Origin of the sequence: Bradyrhizobium mercantei, from assembly GCF_001982635.1 — a bacterium.
In the GTDB taxonomy this organism is placed as follows: Bacteria; Pseudomonadota; Alphaproteobacteria; order Rhizobiales; family Xanthobacteraceae; genus Bradyrhizobium; species Bradyrhizobium mercantei.
Genome location: NZ_MKFI01000001.1, coordinates 43,098 through 62,598, shown reverse-complemented (window position 1 = coordinate 62,598; position 19,501 = coordinate 43,098). Strand labels below are relative to the sequence as shown.

At 65.0% G+C, this 19,501-nt stretch carries 19 protein-coding genes; 16 read left to right on the top strand and 3 right to left on the bottom strand.

Annotation, left to right across the window (positions count from 1 at the left end; genetic code table 11):
- Positions 1-306 precede the first annotated feature (306 nt).
- The 11 genes from BI327_RS00280 to fabZ all read left to right on the top strand — a co-directional run bounded on the left by BI327_RS00280 (position 307) and on the right by fabZ (position 12,119).
- Positions 307-1,299 carry a 30S ribosomal protein S2 gene (locus BI327_RS00280; protein ID WP_076857673.1) on the top strand — a complete coding sequence of 331 codons (993 nt, stop codon included), beginning with the start codon at positions 307-309 and terminating at the stop codon, positions 1,297-1,299.
- 127 nt (positions 1,300-1,426) lie between these two features.
- Complete coding sequence (tsf, locus tag BI327_RS00275; protein WP_076857672.1) at positions 1,427-2,350, top strand: translation elongation factor Ts; 924 nt, start codon at positions 1,427-1,429, stop codon at positions 2,348-2,350.
- Between the two features lie 70 nt (positions 2,351-2,420).
- On the top strand, positions 2,421-3,137 hold the full coding sequence (gene pyrH / locus BI327_RS00270) for a UMP kinase (protein ID WP_038385104.1): 717 nt from the start codon (positions 2,421-2,423) through the stop codon (positions 3,135-3,137).
- A gap of 68 nt (positions 3,138-3,205) precedes the next feature.
- Positions 3,206-3,769, top strand: coding sequence for a ribosome recycling factor (frr, locus tag BI327_RS00265; protein WP_024583513.1), 564 nt, complete (start codon positions 3,206-3,208; stop codon positions 3,767-3,769).
- Between the two features lie 19 nt (positions 3,770-3,788).
- On the top strand, positions 3,789-4,547 hold the full coding sequence (locus tag BI327_RS00260; protein WP_076857671.1) for an isoprenyl transferase: 759 nt from the start codon (positions 3,789-3,791) through the stop codon (positions 4,545-4,547).
- Complete coding sequence (locus BI327_RS00255) at positions 4,544-5,413, top strand: phosphatidate cytidylyltransferase (RefSeq protein WP_083741876.1); 870 nt, start codon at positions 4,544-4,546, stop codon at positions 5,411-5,413. The genes BI327_RS00260 and BI327_RS00255 overlap by 4 nt, the downstream gene beginning before the upstream one ends.
- Positions 5,414-5,417: 4 nt before the next feature.
- Positions 5,418-6,644 carry a 1-deoxy-D-xylulose-5-phosphate reductoisomerase gene (gene dxr, locus BI327_RS00250; protein WP_076859083.1) on the top strand — a complete coding sequence of 409 codons (1,227 nt, stop codon included), beginning with the start codon at positions 5,418-5,420 and terminating at the stop codon, positions 6,642-6,644.
- Positions 6,645-6,689: 45 nt separating this feature from the next.
- Entirely contained in the window at positions 6,690-7,841 is a 1,152-nt protein-coding gene (gene rseP, locus BI327_RS00245) for an RIP metalloprotease RseP (RefSeq protein WP_076857670.1), read from the top strand.
- Positions 7,842-8,017: 176 nt separating this feature from the next.
- A complete protein-coding gene (gene bamA / locus BI327_RS00240) occupies positions 8,018-10,567 on the top strand; it encodes an outer membrane protein assembly factor BamA (RefSeq protein ID WP_076857669.1) in 2,550 nt (849 codons plus the stop codon).
- 32 nt (positions 10,568-10,599) lie between these two features.
- Entirely contained in the window at positions 10,600-11,661 is a 1,062-nt protein-coding gene (gene lpxD / locus BI327_RS00235; protein WP_076857668.1) for a UDP-3-O-(3-hydroxymyristoyl)glucosamine N-acyltransferase, read from the top strand.
- Positions 11,661-12,119 (top strand): 3-hydroxyacyl-ACP dehydratase FabZ, encoded by a 459-nt coding sequence (gene fabZ / locus BI327_RS00230; protein ID WP_076857667.1) that lies wholly within the window; start codon positions 11,661-11,663, stop codon positions 12,117-12,119. Before lpxD ends, fabZ begins: the two co-directional genes overlap by 1 nt.
- A 12-nt stretch (positions 12,120-12,131) precedes the next feature.
- Here fabZ and BI327_RS00225 read toward each other — a convergent pair whose 3' ends face one another.
- Positions 12,132-12,326 carry a KTSC domain-containing protein gene (locus tag BI327_RS00225; protein ID WP_083741875.1) on the bottom strand — a complete coding sequence of 65 codons (195 nt, stop codon included), beginning with the start codon at positions 12,324-12,326 and terminating at the stop codon, positions 12,132-12,134.
- 135 nt (positions 12,327-12,461) lie between these two features.
- Here BI327_RS00225 and lpxA point away from each other — a divergent pair, with 135 nt between their 5' ends.
- From lpxA to BI327_RS00200, 5 genes are all read left to right on the top strand, one after another.
- Entirely contained in the window at positions 12,462-13,256 is a 795-nt protein-coding gene (gene lpxA / locus BI327_RS00220) for an acyl-ACP--UDP-N-acetylglucosamine O-acyltransferase (RefSeq protein WP_076857666.1), read from the top strand.
- Positions 13,257-13,275: 19 nt separating this feature from the next.
- Complete coding sequence (locus BI327_RS00215) at positions 13,276-14,133, top strand: LpxI family protein (RefSeq protein WP_076859082.1); 858 nt, start codon at positions 13,276-13,278, stop codon at positions 14,131-14,133.
- Positions 14,133-15,311, top strand: a complete 1,179-nt coding sequence (gene lpxB, locus BI327_RS00210) for a lipid-A-disaccharide synthase (protein ID WP_076857665.1) — start codon at positions 14,133-14,135, stop codon at positions 15,309-15,311. The genes BI327_RS00215 and lpxB overlap by 1 nt, the downstream gene beginning before the upstream one ends.
- A 115-nt stretch (positions 15,312-15,426) precedes the next feature.
- The gene (locus tag BI327_RS00205; RefSeq protein WP_076857664.1) at positions 15,427-16,083 is read left to right on the top strand and encodes an SRPBCC family protein; all 657 of its coding nucleotides are present in this window, start codon (positions 15,427-15,429) and stop codon (positions 16,081-16,083) included.
- A gap of 6 nt (positions 16,084-16,089) precedes the next feature.
- The gene (locus BI327_RS00200) at positions 16,090-16,425 is read left to right on the top strand and encodes an ArsR/SmtB family transcription factor (protein ID WP_076857663.1); all 336 of its coding nucleotides are present in this window, start codon (positions 16,090-16,092) and stop codon (positions 16,423-16,425) included.
- Positions 16,426-16,458: 33 nt separating this feature from the next.
- Here the strand turns inward: BI327_RS00200 and gltA are convergent, their stop codons facing one another.
- Positions 16,459-17,760, bottom strand: a complete 1,302-nt coding sequence (gene gltA / locus BI327_RS00195) for a citrate synthase (protein WP_076859081.1) — start codon at positions 17,758-17,760, stop codon at positions 16,459-16,461.
- 160 nt (positions 17,761-17,920) lie between these two features.
- Positions 17,921-19,342, bottom strand: coding sequence for a glutamate--tRNA ligase (gltX, locus tag BI327_RS00190; RefSeq protein ID WP_076857662.1), 1,422 nt, complete (start codon positions 19,340-19,342; stop codon positions 17,921-17,923).
- Positions 19,343-19,501: the final 159 nt, after the last annotated feature.

Here is a 19,501-nt window from a genome sequence, read left to right as displayed (position 1 = left end):
GTGATTTGCCCGACGGGTCAAGCTGCTCGTCGCCGCCGGCTCCCTTTGCATGGGGTTGTTTTTCGATATTTTGGCCGCGCGCACCCGCGATAGGCCTTGGGACGCCAAACAGGGCCGTTTCGGCACCATTTGGGCCTGTCCGGCCGGTGTAACCGGCCGTATTTCCTTGCTTCTGGCGCAAATCGCGCTATATAGCGCGCCATCTCACACGGAAACATGGCTCTCAAAGGCCGTCCGGTGGCAGCCGGGCCATTCAGGCTCGTCTGCTCACACGTTTCCGGAGGAACCAACCGGAGAATTAGACCTATGTCGCTGCCCGATTTTTCTATGCGTCAGTTGCTTGAAGCTGGCGTTCACTTTGGCCACCAGGCCCACCGCTGGAACCCGAAGATGCAGGATTACATCTTCGGCGCCCGCAACAACATCCACATCATCGACCTCGCGCAGACCGTGCCGATGCTGCACCGTGCCTTGCAGGCGGTCAGCGATACCGTCGCCAAGGGCGGCCGCATCCTGTTCGTCGGCACCAAGCGGTCGGCCCAGGACGGCGTTGCCGATGCTGCCAAGCGTTCGGCGCAGTACTTCGTCAACTCGCGCTGGCTCGGCGGCACGCTGACCAACTGGAAGACGATCTCGGCCTCGATCAAGCGCCTGCGTCATCTCGACGACGTGCTGTCGTCGGGTGAAGCCAACTCCTACACCAAGAAGGAGCGGCTGACATTGCAGCGCGAGCGCGACAAGCTCGACCGTTCGCTCGGCGGCATCAAGGACATGGGCGGTCTTCCCGACATGATCTTCGTGATCGACACCAACAAGGAAGACATCGCGATCCAGGAAGCCCAGCGGCTCAACATCCCGGTCGCCGCGATCGTCGACACCAATTCGGACCCGAAGGGCATCACCTATGTGGTGCCGGGCAATGACGACGCCGGCCGCGCAATCTCGCTGTATTGCGACCTCGTGGCGCGCGCCGCGATCGACGGCATCTCGCGCGCTCAGGGCGAGTCCGGAATCGATATCGGTGCGTCGACTGCGCCGATGCAGGAAGACCTCCCGGCGGCTGCGCCGTCCGGCTTCCAGGGCCTGGCTGGTCCGCGCGGCACTGCCGACAACCTCAAGAAGCTCACCGGCGTGTCCGGTGCGATCGAGAAGAAGCTCAACGACCTCGGCATCTTCCACTACTGGCAGCTCGCCGAGCTCGACCACGACACCGCGCACAAGATCGGCGAAGAAGTCGGTCTGCCGAGCCGTGCCGACGCCTGGGTCGCCCAGGCCAAGACGCTCGCCGAGGCGGAATAAACGCTACGCGGCGTGGCCGGGGTCTGCCCGGCCGCCGCTTCTATTCCACGAACAACGATCTCCCTGTCGCAGACTGCGGCGCCATCGGGCGCCGCGGTTTCTGTACAGGCAAGAAGGACATTGAACGATGGCAGCGATCACAGCAGCGATGGTCAAGGAGCTCCGCGAGTCGACCGGCGCGGGCATGATGGATTGCAAGGCGGCGCTGACCGAGAACAGCGGCGACATGCAGGCCGCGCAGGATTGGCTGCGCAAGAAGGGCCTCTCCAAGGCCGCCAAGAAGGCCGGCCGTGTCGCGGCCGAGGGCCTGATCGGCGCGCTGACCTCGGGCAACAAGGGCGTGCTCGTCGAGGTCAACTCGGAGACTGACTTCGTTGCGCGCAACGAGCAGTTCCAGGGCCTGGTCAAGATGATCGCCCAGGTCGCGCTGCACAACGGTGCCGACGTCGAGAAGATCAAGGCCGTCAAGGTCGGCGACGTCACCGTCGAGACCGCGATCTCGGACGCCATCGCGACCATCGGCGAGAACATGACGCTGCGCCGCGCCACCTCGCTGGAGGTGAGCAAGGGTGTGGTGTCGAGCTACGTCCACAACGCCGTCGTCGAGGGCGCCGGCAAGATCGGCGTGATCGTGGCGCTGGAGTCCGCCGGCAAGACCGACGAACTCGCCGTGCTCGGCCGCCAGCTCGCCATGCACGTCGCGGCGGCGAAGCCGCTGGCGCTCGACCCGGCCGGGCTCGATCCCGAGACCGTCAAGCGCGAGAAGGACGTGCTGGCCGACAAGTACCGCCAGCAGGGCAAGCCCGAGAACGTCATCGAGAAGATCGTCGATTCGGGCCTGAAGACCTACTACAAGGAGGTCTGCCTCCTCGATCAGGCCTTCATCCACGACAGCGGCAAGTCGGTTGCCCAGGCGGTGAAGGAAGCTGAGGGTAAGGTCGGCGGGCCGATCAAAATCGCTGGCTTTGTGAACTATGCTCTCGGTGAGGGAATCGAGAAGCAGGAAAGCGACTTCGCCGCCGAAGTCGCGGCCGCCAGCGGCAAGAAGTAGCCGCTGACACCAGGCCCCCGGCGCTTTGCGCCGGAGGTCCGCCTGCGCGGGATAAGAAAGCGATCGCATCATGGCTGAGCCGATCTATCGTCGCGTGGTGATCAAGCTGTCCGGCGAATATCTGGCCGGCTCCCACGGGTTCGGTATCGATCAACCGACGGTCGATCGCGTCGCCGACGACCTGATCGCGGCCCGCAAGCTCGGCATCGAGGTCGCCGTCGTGATCGGCGGCGGCAACATCGTCCGCGGCGTCGAGGTCTCCTCGCGCGGCGTGTCCCGGCCGACCGGCGATACCATGGGCATGCTCGCCACCATGATGAACTGCCTCGCGCTCGAGGCGGCGATCGAGCGCAAGGGGACCCCGGCGCGGACCCTGTCGGCATTCGTGATGCCGGAGATCTCCGAGCTGTTCACCCGTAGTGCGACGCACAAATATCTTGCCGAGGGCCGCATCGTCCTGCTCGGCGGTGGAACCGGCAATCCGTTCTTCACCACCGACACCACCGCCGTGCTGCGCGCGGCCGAGATCGGCGCGCAGGCGGTGCTGAAAGCCACCAATGTCGACGGCGTCTACAGCGCCGATCCGAAGAAGGACCCCAAAGCCAAGCGCTTCGACCGCCTGACCCATTCGCAGGCGATTGAGGGCGGCTACAAGGTCATGGACGCGACCGCTTTCGCGCTTGCCCGCGAGACGTCGCTGCCTATCATCGTGTTCTCGATCGCGGAGCCCGGTTCGATCGGTGCGATTCTGCGCGGTACCGGACACGGCACGGTCGTCGCCGGCTGATTGCCGCGCCTCCGGGACTTTGGACCCGAGGGCGTCGACAGCCGGTTTCTAGTGAAAGGGAGAACGTCATGGCCGCACCTGGTTTTGACATCAACGACGTGAAGCGCCGCATGCAGGGCGCCACACAATCGCTCAAGCACGAGCTCGGCGGTCTGCGTACCGGCCGCGCGGCGGCCTCCATGCTGGAGCCGGTCCAGGTCGAGGCTTACGGCTCGCATATGCCGCTCAACCAGGTTGCGACCATCAGCGTGCCCGAGCCGCGCCTGCTCTCGGTGCAGGTCTGGGACAAGACGATGGTGAAGGCGGTTGAAAAGGCGATCGTCGATTCCAATCTCGGCCTGTCGCCGGCGACCGAAGGTCAGGTGCTGCGGCTGCGCATTCCCGAGCTCAACGAGGAGCGCCGCAAGGAGCTCGTCAAGGTCGCGCACAAATACGCCGAAGCGGCCAAGGTCGCGGTGCGCCATGTCCGCCGCGACGGCCTCGACGTGATCAAGAAGCTCGAGAAGAATCACGAGATCTCCGAGGACGATCAGGAGCGCCTGTCGAACGAGGTGCAGAAGGCGACCGACGGCATGATCGTCGAAATCGATCAGCTGCTTGCCGCCAAGGAAAAGGAAATCCTGACGGTCTGAGACGGTACAGGAACAGCCGATGTCGAACGCCGCCGCCCCAGCAGCTGACGGACCGGATCGCTCCGGCAGTCCGTTGCATGTGGCGATCATCATGGACGGCAACGGGCGCTGGGCCGCTTCGCGCGGGCTGCCGCGCGTCGAGGGCCATCGCCGCGGCGTCGAGGCGCTCCGCCGCGTGGTCCGTGCCGCCAATGAGCTCGGCATCCTTTATCTCACGATCTTTTCGTTCAGCTCGGAGAACTGGTCGCGGCCCGCCACCGAGATCGGCGATCTGTTCGGCCTGCTGCGCCGCTTCATCCGCAACGATCTGGCGACGCTGCATCGCGACGGGGTTCGGGTGCGCGTGATCGGCGAGCGCGACGGGCTTGATGCCGATATCTGCGCGCTGCTCAACGAAGCCGAGGAGCTGACCAGGAACAACGACAAGCTCAACCTCGTTGTTGCTTTCAACTATGGTTCGCGGGCGGAGATCGCTGCCGCGGCGCGGCGGCTTGCGCGCGAGGTCGCCGACGGCAAACGCGACGCAGGCTCGATCGATGCCGACACACTCGGTCAGTATCTCGATGCCCCGGATATTCCGGATCCTGATCTGATCATCCGCACCAGCGGCGAGCAGCGTCTGTCGAACTTCCTGATGTGGCAGGCCGCCTACAGCGAATTGGTGTTCGTGCCGATTCACTGGCCGGATTTCGACAAGGCGGCGCTCGAAGGCGCGATTGCGGAATACGGCAAGCGCGAGCGCCGGTTCGGCGGCCTCGCCGCGAAAACCGGCTCGTGACCGAGGGCGAAGCCGCGTCGGCGGCAGCAAGCGAGCAGCCGCAGGCAGCAAGCGAGCAGGGGTCGCGCAACCTCGTGATGCGCGTGGTTGCGGCGCTGGTGCTGGCGCCGGTGGCGATTGCGCTGGCCTATATGGGCGGCATCGCCTGGTCGCTCCTGGTGACGTTGGCGGCGATCGGTCTGTTTGCGGAATGGCTCGCTGTCACCGGGCTCGGACGCGAACTCCGTGTTGTGGTGCCCGGCGTGATCGCGCTGCTCGTCGCCGGACTTTGCCTGATGGCCGGCCGCATCGATGCGGCCCTGGTTGTCCTCGTGATCGGCGTGGTCGTCGTGGCGCTGACGTCGGGCGCGCAGCGCAACTGGGCGATTGCGGGATTGCTCTATGCGGCAGGGGCCGAGATTGCGTCGGTCGTGCTGCGCCTCGATCCGGCGAAGGGCTTTGCCGCATTGATGTTCGTGTTGCTGGTCGTATGGGTCACCGATATCGGAGGCTATTTCGCGGGCCGCAGCATCGGCGGGCCGAAGCTCTGGGTGCGCGTCAGTCCGAAGAAGACATGGGCTGGTGCGGCCGGCGGCTTCGTGGCGAGCCTGCTCGTTGCGGCCGGCTTTGCCGCCTTCGAGATCGGGACGACCGGGCCGCTGCTCCTGCTCGGAGCCGTGTTGTCGGTGGTCTCGCAGCTCGGCGATCTCTTCGAATCCGCGGTGAAGCGGCGGTTCGGAGTGAAGGATTCGAGCCACATCATTCCCGGCCATGGCGGCCTTCTGGACCGCCTGGACGGATTTGTCGCGGCCGTCATTGTGGCGGCGATTTTCGGCTTTCTCCGCGGCGGCGCCGATGGCGTCGGGCGCGGTCTTATGGTTTGGTGATGAGATGAGCGCAGTTCCGTTGCGTAACAACAAGGCCGTGGCGGCGTCCGCCGTGCGGACCGTGACCGTCCTCGGTGCCACCGGCTCGATCGGCGACAGCACGATGGATCTGCTGCGCGGCACGCGCGACCGTTACCGGGTCGAGGCGCTGACCGCGAACAGCAATGTCGAAGGGCTCGCCAAGCTCGCCAAGGAGTTCGGGGCGCGGTTCGCTGCCATTGCCGATCCGGCGAAGCTTCCGGAGCTGAAGGACGCGCTGGCCGGAACCCGGATCGAATGCGGGGCCGGGGACAGCGCGATCATCGAGGCGGCGGCGCGGCCGGCGGATTGGGTGATGGCGGCGGTCAGCGGCGCGGCCGGACTGAAGCCCGCGCTTGCCGCGGTCGATCGCGGCGCCACCGTCGCGCTCGCCAACAAGGAATGCCTGGTCTGTGCCGGCGATATCTTCATGGAGCGGGCCAAGAAGGCCGGCGCCTGCATCCTGCCGGCAGACTCCGAGCACAATGCGCTGTTCCAGGCGCTGGCGTCGGGCAATCGCGAGGAACTGACGCGGGTGATCATCACCGCGTCCGGCGGGCCGTTCCGCACCTGGGCTCCGGCGGATATTGAGCAGGCGACGCTGGAACAGGCGCTGAAGCATCCCAACTGGAGCATGGGGCAGAAGATCACGATCGATTCCGCGTCGATGATGAACAAGGGCCTCGAGGTGATCGAGGCGTCCTATCTGTTCGCCTTGGCGCCCGACGAGATCGACGTGCTGGTGCATCCGCAGTCGATCATCCACGGCATGGTCGAATTCTCCGACCGCTCGGTGGTGGCCCAGCTCGGCACCCCCGACATGCGGATCCCGATCGCGCATTGCCTCGGCTGGCCGGACCGCGTCGTCGGCCCGTCCGCCAAGCTCGATCTCGCGAAGATCGGACAGCTCACCTTCGAGGCGCCGGACTTCGAGCGCTTCCCCGGGTTGCGGCTGGCCTATGAGGCGCTGCGGATGGGGCGCGGCGCGACGACGGTCTACAATGCCGCGAACGAGATCGCGGTTGCCGCGTTTATAGCCGGCAAGATCAAGTTCGGTGCCATTGCGCGGCTGGTCGAAGCGACGATGAACGATTGGATCAGGTCCGGGAATCAGCCACCACTGCACTCGGCGGACGATGCGATTTCCGTTGACCATATCGCTCGAAATAAAGCTGCCGCCCTATTGCCTCAAATTGCCTTAAAGGCAACCTAGAGGGTCGGGGACGGAGCCTCATGGCTCTTGTCGAGGGGAGTTCGAATGCCCGAGTATTTTCTTCATAGTATCAATGCGTTGAGCCATGGGCTCCTCGGTTATATTGTTCCCTTTCTCTTCGTCCTGACCATCGTTGTCTTCTTTCACGAGCTCGGCCACTTTCTGGTTGCGCGCTGGGCTGGCGTGAAGGTTTTGACGTTCTCGCTGGGCTTTGGGCCGGAGCTCGCCGGCTTCAACGACCGCCACGGCACGCGCTGGAAGATCTCGGCGATCCCGCTCGGCGGCTACGTCAAATTCTTCGGTGACGACAGCGAGGCCTCGACGCCGTCGACCGAATCGCTCGCGGCCATGACGGCGGAGGAGCGTGAAGGCAGCTTCCATCACAAGTCGGTCGGCAAGCGCACGGCTATCGTCGCGGCCGGGCCGATCGCCAATTTCATCCTCGGCGCGCTGATTTTCGCGGGCATGGCGCTCTATTACGGCAAGCCGAGCACGATCGCCCGGGTCGACGGCCTGGTCGCCGAAAGCGTCGCCGCGAACGCCGGCTTCAAGGTCGGTGACGTCGTCGTGGAGATCGACGGCAGCGCGATCCAGAGCTTCGCGGACATGCAGCGGATCGTAGCTTCGAATGCTGGTTCAGAGCTTGGGTTCAAGGTGAAGCGGGATGGCGCGGTTGTCGCGCTCAAGGCGACGCCGGCGCTGAAGGAGGTCAAGGATCCCTTCGGCAATGCCCACCGAATCGGCGTGCTCGGGATCGAGCACAAGGCCCAGGTCGGCGAGGCCACCAGCGCCTCGGTCGGGGTGCTGGAAGCCCTGAAGATCGGCGTCGAGCAGGTCTGGTACATCATCGCCAGTACGCTCAAGTTCCTGGGGTCGCTGTTCGTTGGAACCGGAAATCCGGGAGAGGTGAGCGGGGTCATCGGAATCGCCAAGCTGTCCGGGCAGGCCGCCAGCGCCGGGTTCCAGTTTGTCATCAACCTTTGCGCCATCCTTTCGGTGTCGATAGGCCTGCTGAACCTGTTTCCGATCCCGCTTTTGGATGGCGGGCACCTGCTGTTCTACAGCGCGGAGGCGCTCCGCGGCCGCCCGCTTTCGGAGCGGACGCAAGAGGTGGGTTTCCGAATCGGGCTGGGTTTGGTTCTGATGCTGATGGTGTTTGCGACGTATAACGACATCCTCAGGATCGCCGGGTCCTGAAACAGGGCTTTTCTGTGGCGTTGCCGATGGGCAACGTCTTGGTATGAAAATGGAAATGTTCAGCTGTAGTAAGTTTGCCCCCTTGGCAAATTTGGTTACAAGCTGAGCGGCAGGTTGGGAATCTGTCGGGTCGTTGGGGAACGATCTGGCACCGTTAAGATAAGGGCGCGTTGCGCATGATGTTTGGAATGCGAGTGAGGGGGGGGCTGTTCGCCGCCTTGGTCATGTTCGCCGCGCCGGTGGTTGCCACCTTGGCGACCGTTGCTGTGTCTGCGCCTGCGTATGCGCAGACCGTTGATTCGATCACGGTGGAGGGGAATCGCCGCGTCGAACTCGAAACCATCCGTTCCTACTTCCATCCCGGTCCGGGCGGTCGGCTGGGTCAGGCCCAGATCGACGACGGTCTGAAGGCGCTGATCGAGACCGGCCTGTTCCAGGACGTCCACATTGACCAGCGGGGCGGGCGCCTCGTCGTGGTCGTGGTCGAGAATCCGGTGATCGGCCGCGTTGCCTTCGAGGGCAACAAGAAGGTCAAGGACGAGCAGCTCACCGCTGAAGTCCAGTCCAAGCCGCGCGGCACCTTCTCGCGCCCGATGGTCCAGTCGGATGCCCTGCGCATCGCCGAAATCTACCGTCGTTCCGGCCGCTACGATGTGCGGGTCAATCCGCAGATCATCGAGCAGCCGAACAACCGCGTCGACCTGATCTTCGAGGTCAATGAAGGCGTGAAGACCGGCGTGCGGTCGATCGAGTTCATCGGCAACAATGCCTATTCGGCGTCCCGTCTGCGCGACGTCATCAAGACCCGCGAATCGAACATCCTGAGCTTCCTCGGCGGTAACGACGTCTACGACCCCGACCGGGTCGAGGCCGATCGCGATCTGCTGCGCCGCTTCTACCTCAAGAACGGCTATGCCGACGTCCAGGTGGTGGCTGCGCTGACCGAATACGATCCCGACAAGAAGGGCTTCCTGGTTACCTTCAAGATCGAAGAGGGCCAGCAGTACCGCGTCGCGGCCGTCAACTACACCTCGTCGATCAACACGCTCGACCCGAACGCACTGCGCTCGTTCTCGCGCGTCAATGTCGGCTCGCTCTACAACGCCGAGGCGCTGGAGAAGTCGGTCGAAGAGATGCAGATCGAGGCGTCACGCCGCGGCTACGCGTTCGCGGTGGTCCGGCCGCGCGGCGATCGCAATTTCGACAATCATACCGTCTCGATCACCTTCGCGATCGACGAAGGTCCGCGCACCTACATCGAGCGCATCAATATCCGCGGCAACAGCCGCACCCGCGACTACGTGATCCGCCGCGAATTCGATATCTCGGAAGGCGACGCCTACAACCGTGCGCTGGTCGACCGCGCCGAGCGCCGGCTGAAGAACCTCGACTTCTTCAAGACGGTGAAGATCACCACGGAACCGGGCTCCTCCAGCGATCGCGTCATCCTGATCGTCGATCTCGAGGAGAAGTCGACCGGCGACTTCTCGGTGTCGGGTGGCTATTCGACCACCGACGGCGCGCTGGCCGAAGTCAGCGTCTCCGAGCGCAACCTGCTCGGCCGCGGCCTGTTCGCCAAGGCGTCGGTGACCTACGGCCAGTACGCCCGCGGCTACTCGCTGTCGTTCGTCGAGCCCTATCTGCTCGACTACCGCGTCGCGCTCGGCCTCGATTTCTACCAGCGCCAGCAGCTGTCCAACAGCTACATCGCCTACGGCACCAAGACGCTCGGCTTCAGCCCGCGCCTCGGCTTCAGTCTGCGGGAAGATCTGTCGCTGCAGCTGCGCTACTCGATCTATCAGCAGGAAATCACCCTGCCGTCGACGCTGGCCAACTGTAACATGAACACCAGCAACGGCCTGCTGGCGTTCAACCCGTCGCCGGCCTGGGTGCAGTCGAACGGTGCGGCGGCCGCGAACGCGCTCGGTGCGACCGACTCGTCGGGCATCGGCCTGTGGTGCTACAGCGATGGCGAAGCCTCGCTGCCGGTCCGCAAGGAGCTGGCTGCCGGTCGGACCCTCACCTCGGCGCTGGGCTACACGCTCAACTACAATACGCTCGACAACAACAAGAACCCGACTGACGGTCTGATCATCGACTTCAAGCAGGATTTCGCCGGTGTCGGCGGCGACGTCAGCTACATCAAGAGCGCGATCGACGCGAAGTACTACACCCCGCTGGTGTCGGACATCGTCGGCGTGATCCATGCTCAGGGCGGCATCCTGAACAAGCTGGGCAGCGACGAGCTGCGCATGCTGGATCACTTCCAGATGGGCCCGAACCTTGTCCGCGGCTTCGCGCCGAACGGCATCGGTCCGCGTGACATCAACCCCTACGGTACGCAGGACGCGATCGGCGGCACCAAGTACTGGGGCGTGTCGGCGGAATTGCAGATGCCGTTCTGGTTCCTGCCGAAGGAAGTCGGGCTCAAGGGCGCGGTCTATGCCGACGCCGGCGGCCTGTACGACTACCAGGGTCCGACCTCGTGGGCGGCGACGGGCGAAGTCAACACGCCCGGCTGTATCAAGCCGACGCAGGCTCCGTCTCCGGGCACCTGCCTTGGCCTGCAGTTTGACGACAGCAAGGTTGTCCGTACCTCGGTCGGTGTCGGTCTGATCTGGCAGTCGCCGTTTGGTCCGCTGCGCTTCGACTACGCGGTGCCGTTGACCAAGGGTGCGTATGACCGCGTGCAAGAATTCCGGTTTGGCGGCGGTACGACTTTCTAATACCGCTGCTCGACCGGACTGCGACGGATGGAATGGCGCAGCCGATCTTCTTCAAGAGTCCTCCTTCGTCATCGCTGGCTGAAATTGCCGCGCTGACGAAGGCGCAACTGGTCGACCCCGAAAGGGGCGCGCTTCAGATCAGGGGGCTGGCCTCGCTCGACGAGGCCGGTCCGATGCATCTCGCGTTTTTCGACAATCTCAAATATGCCGACCAGCTCGCCGCGACCAAGGCCGGTGCGTGCCTGGTCAGCGCGCGCTTCGAGGCGCAGGTGCCGAAGGGCACGGCGGTGCTGCGGGCCGCGAAGCCGTTCTTCGCCTTCGTCGAGCTCGCCCGTGAATGGCATGCCGATGCACTGCGGCCGCAATCCTGGTTCGGTACCGAGGGCATCGCGCCATCGGCGATCATCGACCCGACCGCGCGTCTCGAGGACGGCGTCATCGTCGATCCGCTGGTAGTGATCGGCCCGCGGGTCGAGATCGGCGCGGGCACCATCATCGGCGCTGGTGCCGTGATCGGCGCCGACGTCAAGATCGGCCGCGACTGCAATGTCGGCGCCAAGACCACCATTCAGTTCGCCCTGATCGGCAACAATGTGCTGATCCACCCCGCCTGCAATATCGGCCAGGACGGCTACGGCTTCATTTTCTTCGGGCCGAAGGGCCATGTGAAGGTGCCGCAGACCGGCCGCGTGGTGATCCAGAACGATGTCGAGGTCGGCGCCGCCTCGACCATCGACCGCGGTTCCCTGCGCGACACGGTGATCGGCGAGGGCACCAAAATCGACAACCAGGTCCAGATCGGCCACAATGTGATCATCGGCCGGCACTGCCTGTTGGCGGCCCAGATCGGGCTCGCCGGCAGCCTGACCATCGGCGACAATGTCGCGCTCGGCGCCAAGGTAGGGATCAACAACCACCTCAAGATCGGCGACGGCGCCCAGGTGACGGCGATGAGTGCAGTCAAGGACGACATCCCGGCCAACGGTCGCTGGGGCGGGCATTTCGCCAAGCCGACCAAGCAGTGGTTCAGGGAAATTATCGCCGTGGAGCGCCTGGTGCGCGACAACGAAGCCAAAGGCAAGGAACAGGAGTGATGGAGGAGGCACCGGTCAAATTCGAGCTCGTGGATATCAACGATATCCTGAAGACGCTCCCGCATCGCTTTCCGATGTTGCTGATCGACCGGGTGATCAATATCCGCACCGATTACAGCGGTATCGGCATCAAGAACGTCACCTTCAACGAGCCGCCGTTCCAGGGACATTTCCCGGATCGCCCGGTTTACCCCGGCGTCATGATGATCGAGGCGATGGCGCAGACCGCCGGCGTGATCGGCATCAAGTCGGTCGAAGGCACCGAGAAGCCGCGCGCCGTGTACTTCCTCACCATCGACAAGTGCAAGTTCAGGAAGCCGGTGATGCCGGGCGACACCATCGAGTACCACATGCGCTCGCTCGGCCGCCGCAAGACGATGTGGTGGTTTCACGGCGACGCCAAGGTCAACGGCCAGGTCGTTGCCGAGGCCGATGTCGGTGCGATGCTGACGGACTAACTGACGATCGCCTCAGGACGTTCGACAGGCGTACCGGCCGTCCGCGCCTGCGATCCGCAACACGCGGTTGAGATAGATGCCCATCGACGGCGCGATCATCAGCGCGTCGAAGGTCTCGGCAGGCACGCCGCAATAGTGCTGGTAGCTGCCTCTGACCGCGACCAGCAGCCTGCGTTCGCCTGCGCTGTAGCAGACCCGCTGGACGATCGTGTCGTTTGCAACAGGCCGTCATGATACGTCACTGGACAGGGCGGGCAAAGTCGCGCTAACGACCGCCCAAATCGACAGCATTGCGCCTTGATAGCACCTTGGCGCCATTAACGAATTCCGGATCGAAACTTCATGAGCATGATCGACCCCACTGCGCGGATTGCGGATGGCGCTGTGATCGGGGCCGGCACCGAAATCGGTCCGTACTGCATCATCGGCCCCAACGTCGTGCTCGGCGAAAACTGCAAGCTGATCGCGCATGTCACGATCAGCGGGCACACCAGGATCGGCGCCGGTTGCGTCATCTCGCCGTTTGCCGCGCTCGGCGGGCCGCCGCAGGATCTGAGCTATCGCGGCGAGCCGACCCGTCTCGAGGTCGGCGAAGCCTGCACGATCCGCGAGGGCGTGACGATGAACGTCGGCACGATCAAGGGCGGCGGACTCACGCGTGTCGGCGATCGCGGCTTCTTCATGAACAACAGCCATGTCGGCCATGACTGCATGGTCGGCAACGGCGTGATCTTCGCGACCTCGGCGACGCTGGGCGGCCACTGCGAGATCGGCGACTTCGTCTATATCGGCGGCCTGTCGGCGGTGCATCAGTTCACCCGCGTCGGCTCGCAGGTGATGATCGGCGGCGTCTGCGGCGTGCGCGGCGACATCATCCCGTTCGGATTGGCCAACGGTCAGTACGCGGTCCTCGAAGGGCTCAACATCATCGGCATGCGGCGGCGCCAGTTCACCAAGGCGCGGCTGGCCGTGGTGCGCGCGTTTTATCAGAAGCTGTTCCACGGCCCCGGCATCTTCGCCGAGCGACTGGCGTCGGTACAGCCGCTGGCTGGCGAGGATCCCGCGATCGCGGAAATCCTCGCCTTCATCGAGGGCGGCAAGCTCCGGCCGCTCTGCCTTCCCGCCGATAGCAACTGAGCAGGGGATGGCCGCCAGCATGATGTCAGCGGCTCCCTCGCTTTCCTCGCCGGTCGGCGTGATCGCCGGCGGCGGCGCCATGCCGTTCGCGGTCGCCGATCAGCTCGCCGCGCGTGGTATCACGCCGGTGCTGTTTGCGCTGCGCGGCGCCTGCGATCCGGCGCGCGCGCAGCGCTTTCGTCACCGCTGGATCTCGGTCGGCCAGCTCGGGCGGGCGACCCGGCTGTTCCGCGACGAAGGCTGCCGCGACCTGATCTTCATCGGCACGCTGGTGCGTCCCGCGCTGTCGGAGATCCGGCTCGACTGGGGCACGCTGCGGCTGCTCGGCCATGTCGTGCGCGCGTTTCGCGGCGGCGACGATCATCTGCTGTCGAGTGTCGGCCGCATTCTCGAGCAGCAGGGATTCCGCATGGTCGGGATCAAGGACGTCGCGCCCGACCTCCTGATGCCGGAGGGCACCGTGACGCGTACGACGCCGGACAGCGCTGCGCTGGCCGATATCGCGCGCGGGCGCGGCGTGCTCGATGCGCTCGGCCCGTTCGACATCGGCCAGGCCGCGGTGGTGATCGACGGCCACGTGGTTGCGGTCGAGGACATCGAGGGCACCGATGGCCTGTTGGCGCGCGTGGCGCGGCTGCGCGCCGAGGGCCGCATTCGTACCAAGGCCGGCCGCGGCGTGCTGGTGAAGGCGCCGAAGAGCCAGCAGGATCTGCGCTTCGATCTGCCGACCATCGGCCCACGGACGGTCGAGGGTGCGGCGGCGGCCGGCATCGCCGGGATCGCCGTGATCGCCGGCAACACGCTGGCCGCCGACCCGCAGGCCCTGATCGAGGTCGCGGATGCCAAAGGGCTGTTTGTCATCGGATTGGCCGGCTGATGCAGGCGCACAGTCCCAGCGCGGTGCGCAAGATCTTCCTGATCGCGACCGAGGAGTCCGGCGATCGTCTCGGCGCGGCGCTGATGCAGGTGCTGCGCGCGCGGCTCGGCGAGGCCGTGCAGTTTTCCGGCGTCGGTGGCCGGGCGATGACCGGCGAGGGCATCGCGCCGCTGTTCCCGATCGAGGAGCTCTCGATCATGGGCTTTGCCGCCGTCGTGAAGCAATTGCCGAAGATTTTGCAATTGATCCGACGCACCGCCGATGCCGTGCTCGCCGATCCGCCTGACATGCTCGTCATCATCGACAGCCCTGACTTCACGCATCGCGTCGCCCGCCGCGTTCGCGCGCGCAATCCAAATATTCCGATCATCGATTACGTGTCGCCGTCGGTCTGGGCCTGGCGGCCGGGCAGGGCGCGCGCGATGCGAAGCTATGTCGATCACGTGCTCGCGCTGCTGCCGTTCGAACCGGAGGAATATCGCAAGCTGCAAGGACCACCATGCAGCTATGTCGGCCATCCCCTGACCGAGCAGCTCGCCTCGCTGCGGCCGAACGAGGAGGAGCAGAAGCGGCGCGACGCGCAGCCGCCGGTCTTGCTGGTGCTACCCGGAAGCCGGCGCAGCGAGATCAGGCATCATCTGGCGCTGTTCGGCGCGGCGCTCGGCCAGCTCAACAAGCAGACCCCGTTCGAGCTCGTGCTTCCGACCATGCCGCATCTCGAGGCGATGGTGCGCGAAGGAATCGCGTCGTGGCCGGTCGCGCCGCGGCTCGCGATCGGCGAGACCGAAAAACGCGCCGCGTTCCGCGTCGCGCGCGCCGCGCTCGCCAAGTCAGGCACGGTGACGTTGGAGCTCGCGCTGTCAGGCATTCCGATGGTGACGGCCTATCGCGTCGGCGCCGCCGAGGCCTTCATCCTGCGCCGCGCGATCCGGGTGTCGTCGGTGATCCTCGCCAATCTCGTGATCGGAAGCGATATCATTCCCGAGTTCCTGCAGGAGAACTGCACGCCGGACAAGCTCGCGCTGGCGCTGCATGACGTACTCGCCGATACGCCCGACCGTCTGCGGCAGCTCGTGGCGTTCGCCACGATGGATGGGAAGATGTCGACCGGCGACCAGCCGCCGAGCGTCCGCGCCGCCGACATCGTGCTGGCGGAGATGGCCCGGCGTTCGGCCTAGCCAATCGATCATGCCCGCGTTCCAGCGGCGGCATACGACCGCAACGGTTCCGCTTTCCTCAAATATTTAGATTGCGCTAATATTAGTGTAGTCTAATATTGATCGGAGCTTGCCCATGAAGATCGACCCCGTTGCCTATGCCGGAGCCATTGTTCGCGAGGTCGCCGTCCGGGAGCACGACGGCAAGCCGGCGCGGGCGGTGATTGCGACCCGCAGCTACGACACCGACATCGCCGACCTCTGGGATGTGTTGACCAATGCTGAGCGCATACCGCGTTGGTTCCTGCCCATCTCGGGCGACCTGAGGCTCGGCGGCCGCTATCAGTTCCAGGGCCAGGCGGGCGGTGAAATCACGACGTGCGAGCCGCCGCGCCGGCTTGCGGTGACCTGGGAGGCGATGGGCACCGTCAGCTGGGTCACCGTGACCCTTGCCGGCGACAGCGCGGGTGGCACGCGGCTCGAGCTGGAGCATCTTTCCCTGATCGAGGGAGATTTCTGGGATCGCTACGGACCGGGCGCAGTCGGTGTCGGCTGGGATCTCGCCTTGATCGGGCTGGCGCTCTACATCGCCGCGGGGCCGGGTGCTCAGTTCGATCGCGCGGCCGCGGCGGCGTGGCCCGGCTCCGAGGACGGCAGGGATTTCATCCGCCGCAGCAGCGCGGATTGGTGCAGGGCTTCGATCAAGGCGGGCACGGACGAGGCGGCGGCGCGCCGGGCCGAGGCCAACACCACGGCGTTCTATTGCGGCGAGCCTGAGCCGGGCGGAGGCTAGCGCACCGTGGACGCCTTCGACATCCTCGGCGACCCCGTTCGCCGGCGCATCCTGGAACTGCTGGCGACCGGCGAGCATAGCTCCGGCGACGTCGTCGCCGTCGTGCAGCGCGAATTCGGCATCACCCAATCTGCGGTCTCGCAGCAGCTGCGGATCCTGCGCGACGCCGGTTTCGCATCGGTGCGCGCCGACGGCACGCGCCGCATCTATGCCGTGGAGCCGGGGCGGCTGCGCGAGGTCGATGACTGGCTCGACCGCTTCAGGGCGTTCTGGCTGCCGCGCCTCGATGCGCTCGCAACCGAGGTCGCGCGCGGCAAACGAAAACGGCGCCGTCAGGAATGACGGCGCCGTCCCGGATTCGCCTAACGGCGAAGCTTACTTGCGCTTGTCGATCGTCACATAGTCGCGGCGCGCGACGCCGGTGTAGAGCTGGCGCGGACGGCCGATCTTCTGCTGCGGATCCTCGATCATCTCGCTCCACTGGCTGATCCAGCCGACGGTGCGGGCGACCGCGAACAGCACGGTGAACATCGAGGTCGGGAAGCCCATCGCCTTCAGCGTGATGCCCGAATAGAAGTCGACGTTCGGGTAGAGCTTGCGGTCGATGAAATAGGGATCGCTGAGCGCGATTTTCTCGAGCTCGAGCGCGACCTTCAGCATCGGGTCATCGCCGTGGCCGGTCTCGGCCAGCACCGCGTGACACATCTTCTGCATGATCTTGGCGCGCGGATCATAGTTCTTGTAGACGCGATGACCGAAGCCCATCAGGCGGACTTCGCTGTTCTTGTCCTTCACCTTCGCGATGAACTCGGGGATCTTGTCGACCGTTCCGATCGAGGACAGCATCGCGAGCGCCGCTTCATTGGCGCCGCCATGCGCCGGGCCCCACAGGCAGGCGATGCCGGCCGCGATGCAGGCGAACGGGTTGGCGCCCGAGGAGCCGGCGATACGCACCGTCGAGGTCGACGCGTTCTGCTCGTGGTCGGCATGCAAGATGAAGATCTTGTCGAGCGCGTCGGCGAGCACCGGGTTGATCTTGTAGTCCTCGCACGGCACCGCGAAGCACATCTGCAGGAAGTTCTCGGCGAAGGAGAGCGAGTTCTTCGGATACACGAAGGGCTGGCCGATGGTGTATTTGTAGGCCATCGCAGCCAGCGTCGGCACCTTCGCGATCATCCGCATCGAGGCGATCATGCGCTGCTTCGGATCGTTGATGTCGGTGGAGTCGTGGTAGAACGCGGCGAGCGCGCCGACGGCTGCAACCATGATCGCCATCGGATGAGCGTCGCGGCGGAAGCCCTGGAAGAAGCGGGCCATCTGCTCGTGCACCATCGTGTGATGGATCACGCGATGATCGAAGTCCTTCTTCTGCGCCGGGGTCGGAAGCTCCCCGTAGAGCAGCAGATAGCAGGTCTCGAGAAAGTCGCCGTGCTCGGCGAGCTGTTCGATCGGATAGCCGCGGTATTCGAGGACGCCGGCGTCGCCGTCGATATAGGTGATCTTCGACTGGCAGCTGCCGGTCGAAGTGAAGCCCGGGTCGTAGGTGAACACCCCGGCCTGGCCGTAGAGCTTGGCGATGTCGATGACATCAGGCCCAACCGTGCCGCTCAGGATCGGGAAATCGTAGTTCTTGTTGCCGATGGTGAGTGTGGCTGTCTTGCTGGATTTTGCGTCCATCGTGATATCCCCGATGAATTCGTTGCGAAAACCGACCATGCCCAGTCGCTAAATTGCGGCCCATGGCCGGGCGGAACGGCTTGTTGAGAAAGCGTCCGGGATTGGGTAGCTCATTGCCATGTGCGCTGCAAGATGGACCCTGGAGGGGGTCCATGCAGGATTACGCCGCCTGATCGCCGAGACGGGCCAGACACTCCTGGCGTCCCAGGACGGCCAGCACATCGAAGATGCCCGGCGACGTTGTGCGTCCTGTCAGCGCCACCCGCAGCGGCTGGGCGACGGCGCCGAGTTTCAGATTGTTCTGCTCGGCGAAATTCCGCATGGCGGTCTCGGTGGTTTCCGCCGTCCAGTCGTTCACGGCCTCGAGCGCGGTGCGCAGGCGGCCGATCAACGCGCGGGTTTCCGGCGTGAGCAGCGCCGCCGCCTTCGGATCGAGCTCGAGCGGCCGATCGGCGAAGATGAAGTAGGCCCCCGCGATCAGCTCGATCAGCGTCTTGGCGCGCTCCTTCAGGCTCGGCATCGCCCGCAGCAATTGCGCGCGGGTGGTGTCATTCAGCTTGGCCTTCAGCGCAGCGCCTTCAGGAACATAATCCAGCACGCTCTCGAACTGTGTCACGAGGGATTGATCGTCGCTCTGCCGGATATAGTGGCCGTTGAGGTTCTCCAGCTTGGCGAAATCGAACCGCGCGGCCGAACGGCCGATGCCCGGGAGGTCGAACGCGTCGATCATCTCCTGGGTCGAGAAGATCTCCTGGTCGCCATGGCTCCAGCCGAGCCGGACGAGGTAGTTGCGCAGGGCGGCCGGCAGATAGCCCAGCGCGCGGTAGGCATCGACGCCGAGCGCGCCATGGCGCTTCGACAGTTTCGAGCCGTCGGGACCATGGATCAGCGGAATGTGGGACATGCTCGGCAGCTCCCACTCCAGCGCGTCGTAGATCTGCTTCTGACGCGCGGCGTTGATCAGATGGTCGTCGCCGCGGATAATGTGGGTGACGCCCATATCGTGGTCGTCGACCACGACGGCGAGCATGTAGGTCGGGGTGCCGTCGCCGCGCAGCAGGACGAGGTCGTCGAGGTTCTCGTTCTGCCAGACCACGCGGCCCTGGACCTGGTCCTCGATGACGGTCTCGCCGGTCTGGGGTGCCTTCAGGCGGATCGTCGGCTTGATGCCATCAGGGGCCGTCGCCGGATCGCGGTCACGCCACATGCCGTCATAGAGGCGGGTGCGGCCCTCGGCGCGCGCCTTCTCGCGCATCGCGGTGAGCTCCTCCGGCGTGGCGTAGCAGTAATAGGCCCGCCCGGCGGCAAGCAGGCCCTCGGCGACCTCGCGATGGCGGGCGGCGCGGCTGAACTGGTAGATGACGTCGCCGTCCCAATCGAGCTCGAGCCATTTCAGGCCGTCCAGGATGGCGTCGATCGCCTCCTTGGTGGAGCGTTCGCGGTCGGTGTCCTCGATCCGGAGCAGCATCTTGCCGCCGAGCTTCCTGGCATAGAGCCAGTTGAACAGCGCGGTGCGGGCGCCTCCGATATGGAGGAAGCCGGTCGGTGAGGGGGCGAAGCGGGTAACGACGGGATTGGTCATGATCGAGCGAGACGTATGCGTGGACGGCGGTGGTGTATAGCAGGAACCGGACATAACTAAAGCCTCGGCTGACCTTTTGCCCGCCAAACCAGACTTGAAACCAGGCCACAAACCAGACCTTGGCCGGACGGCGCGAATTTGGCAGAAGGTTGGGCTTGA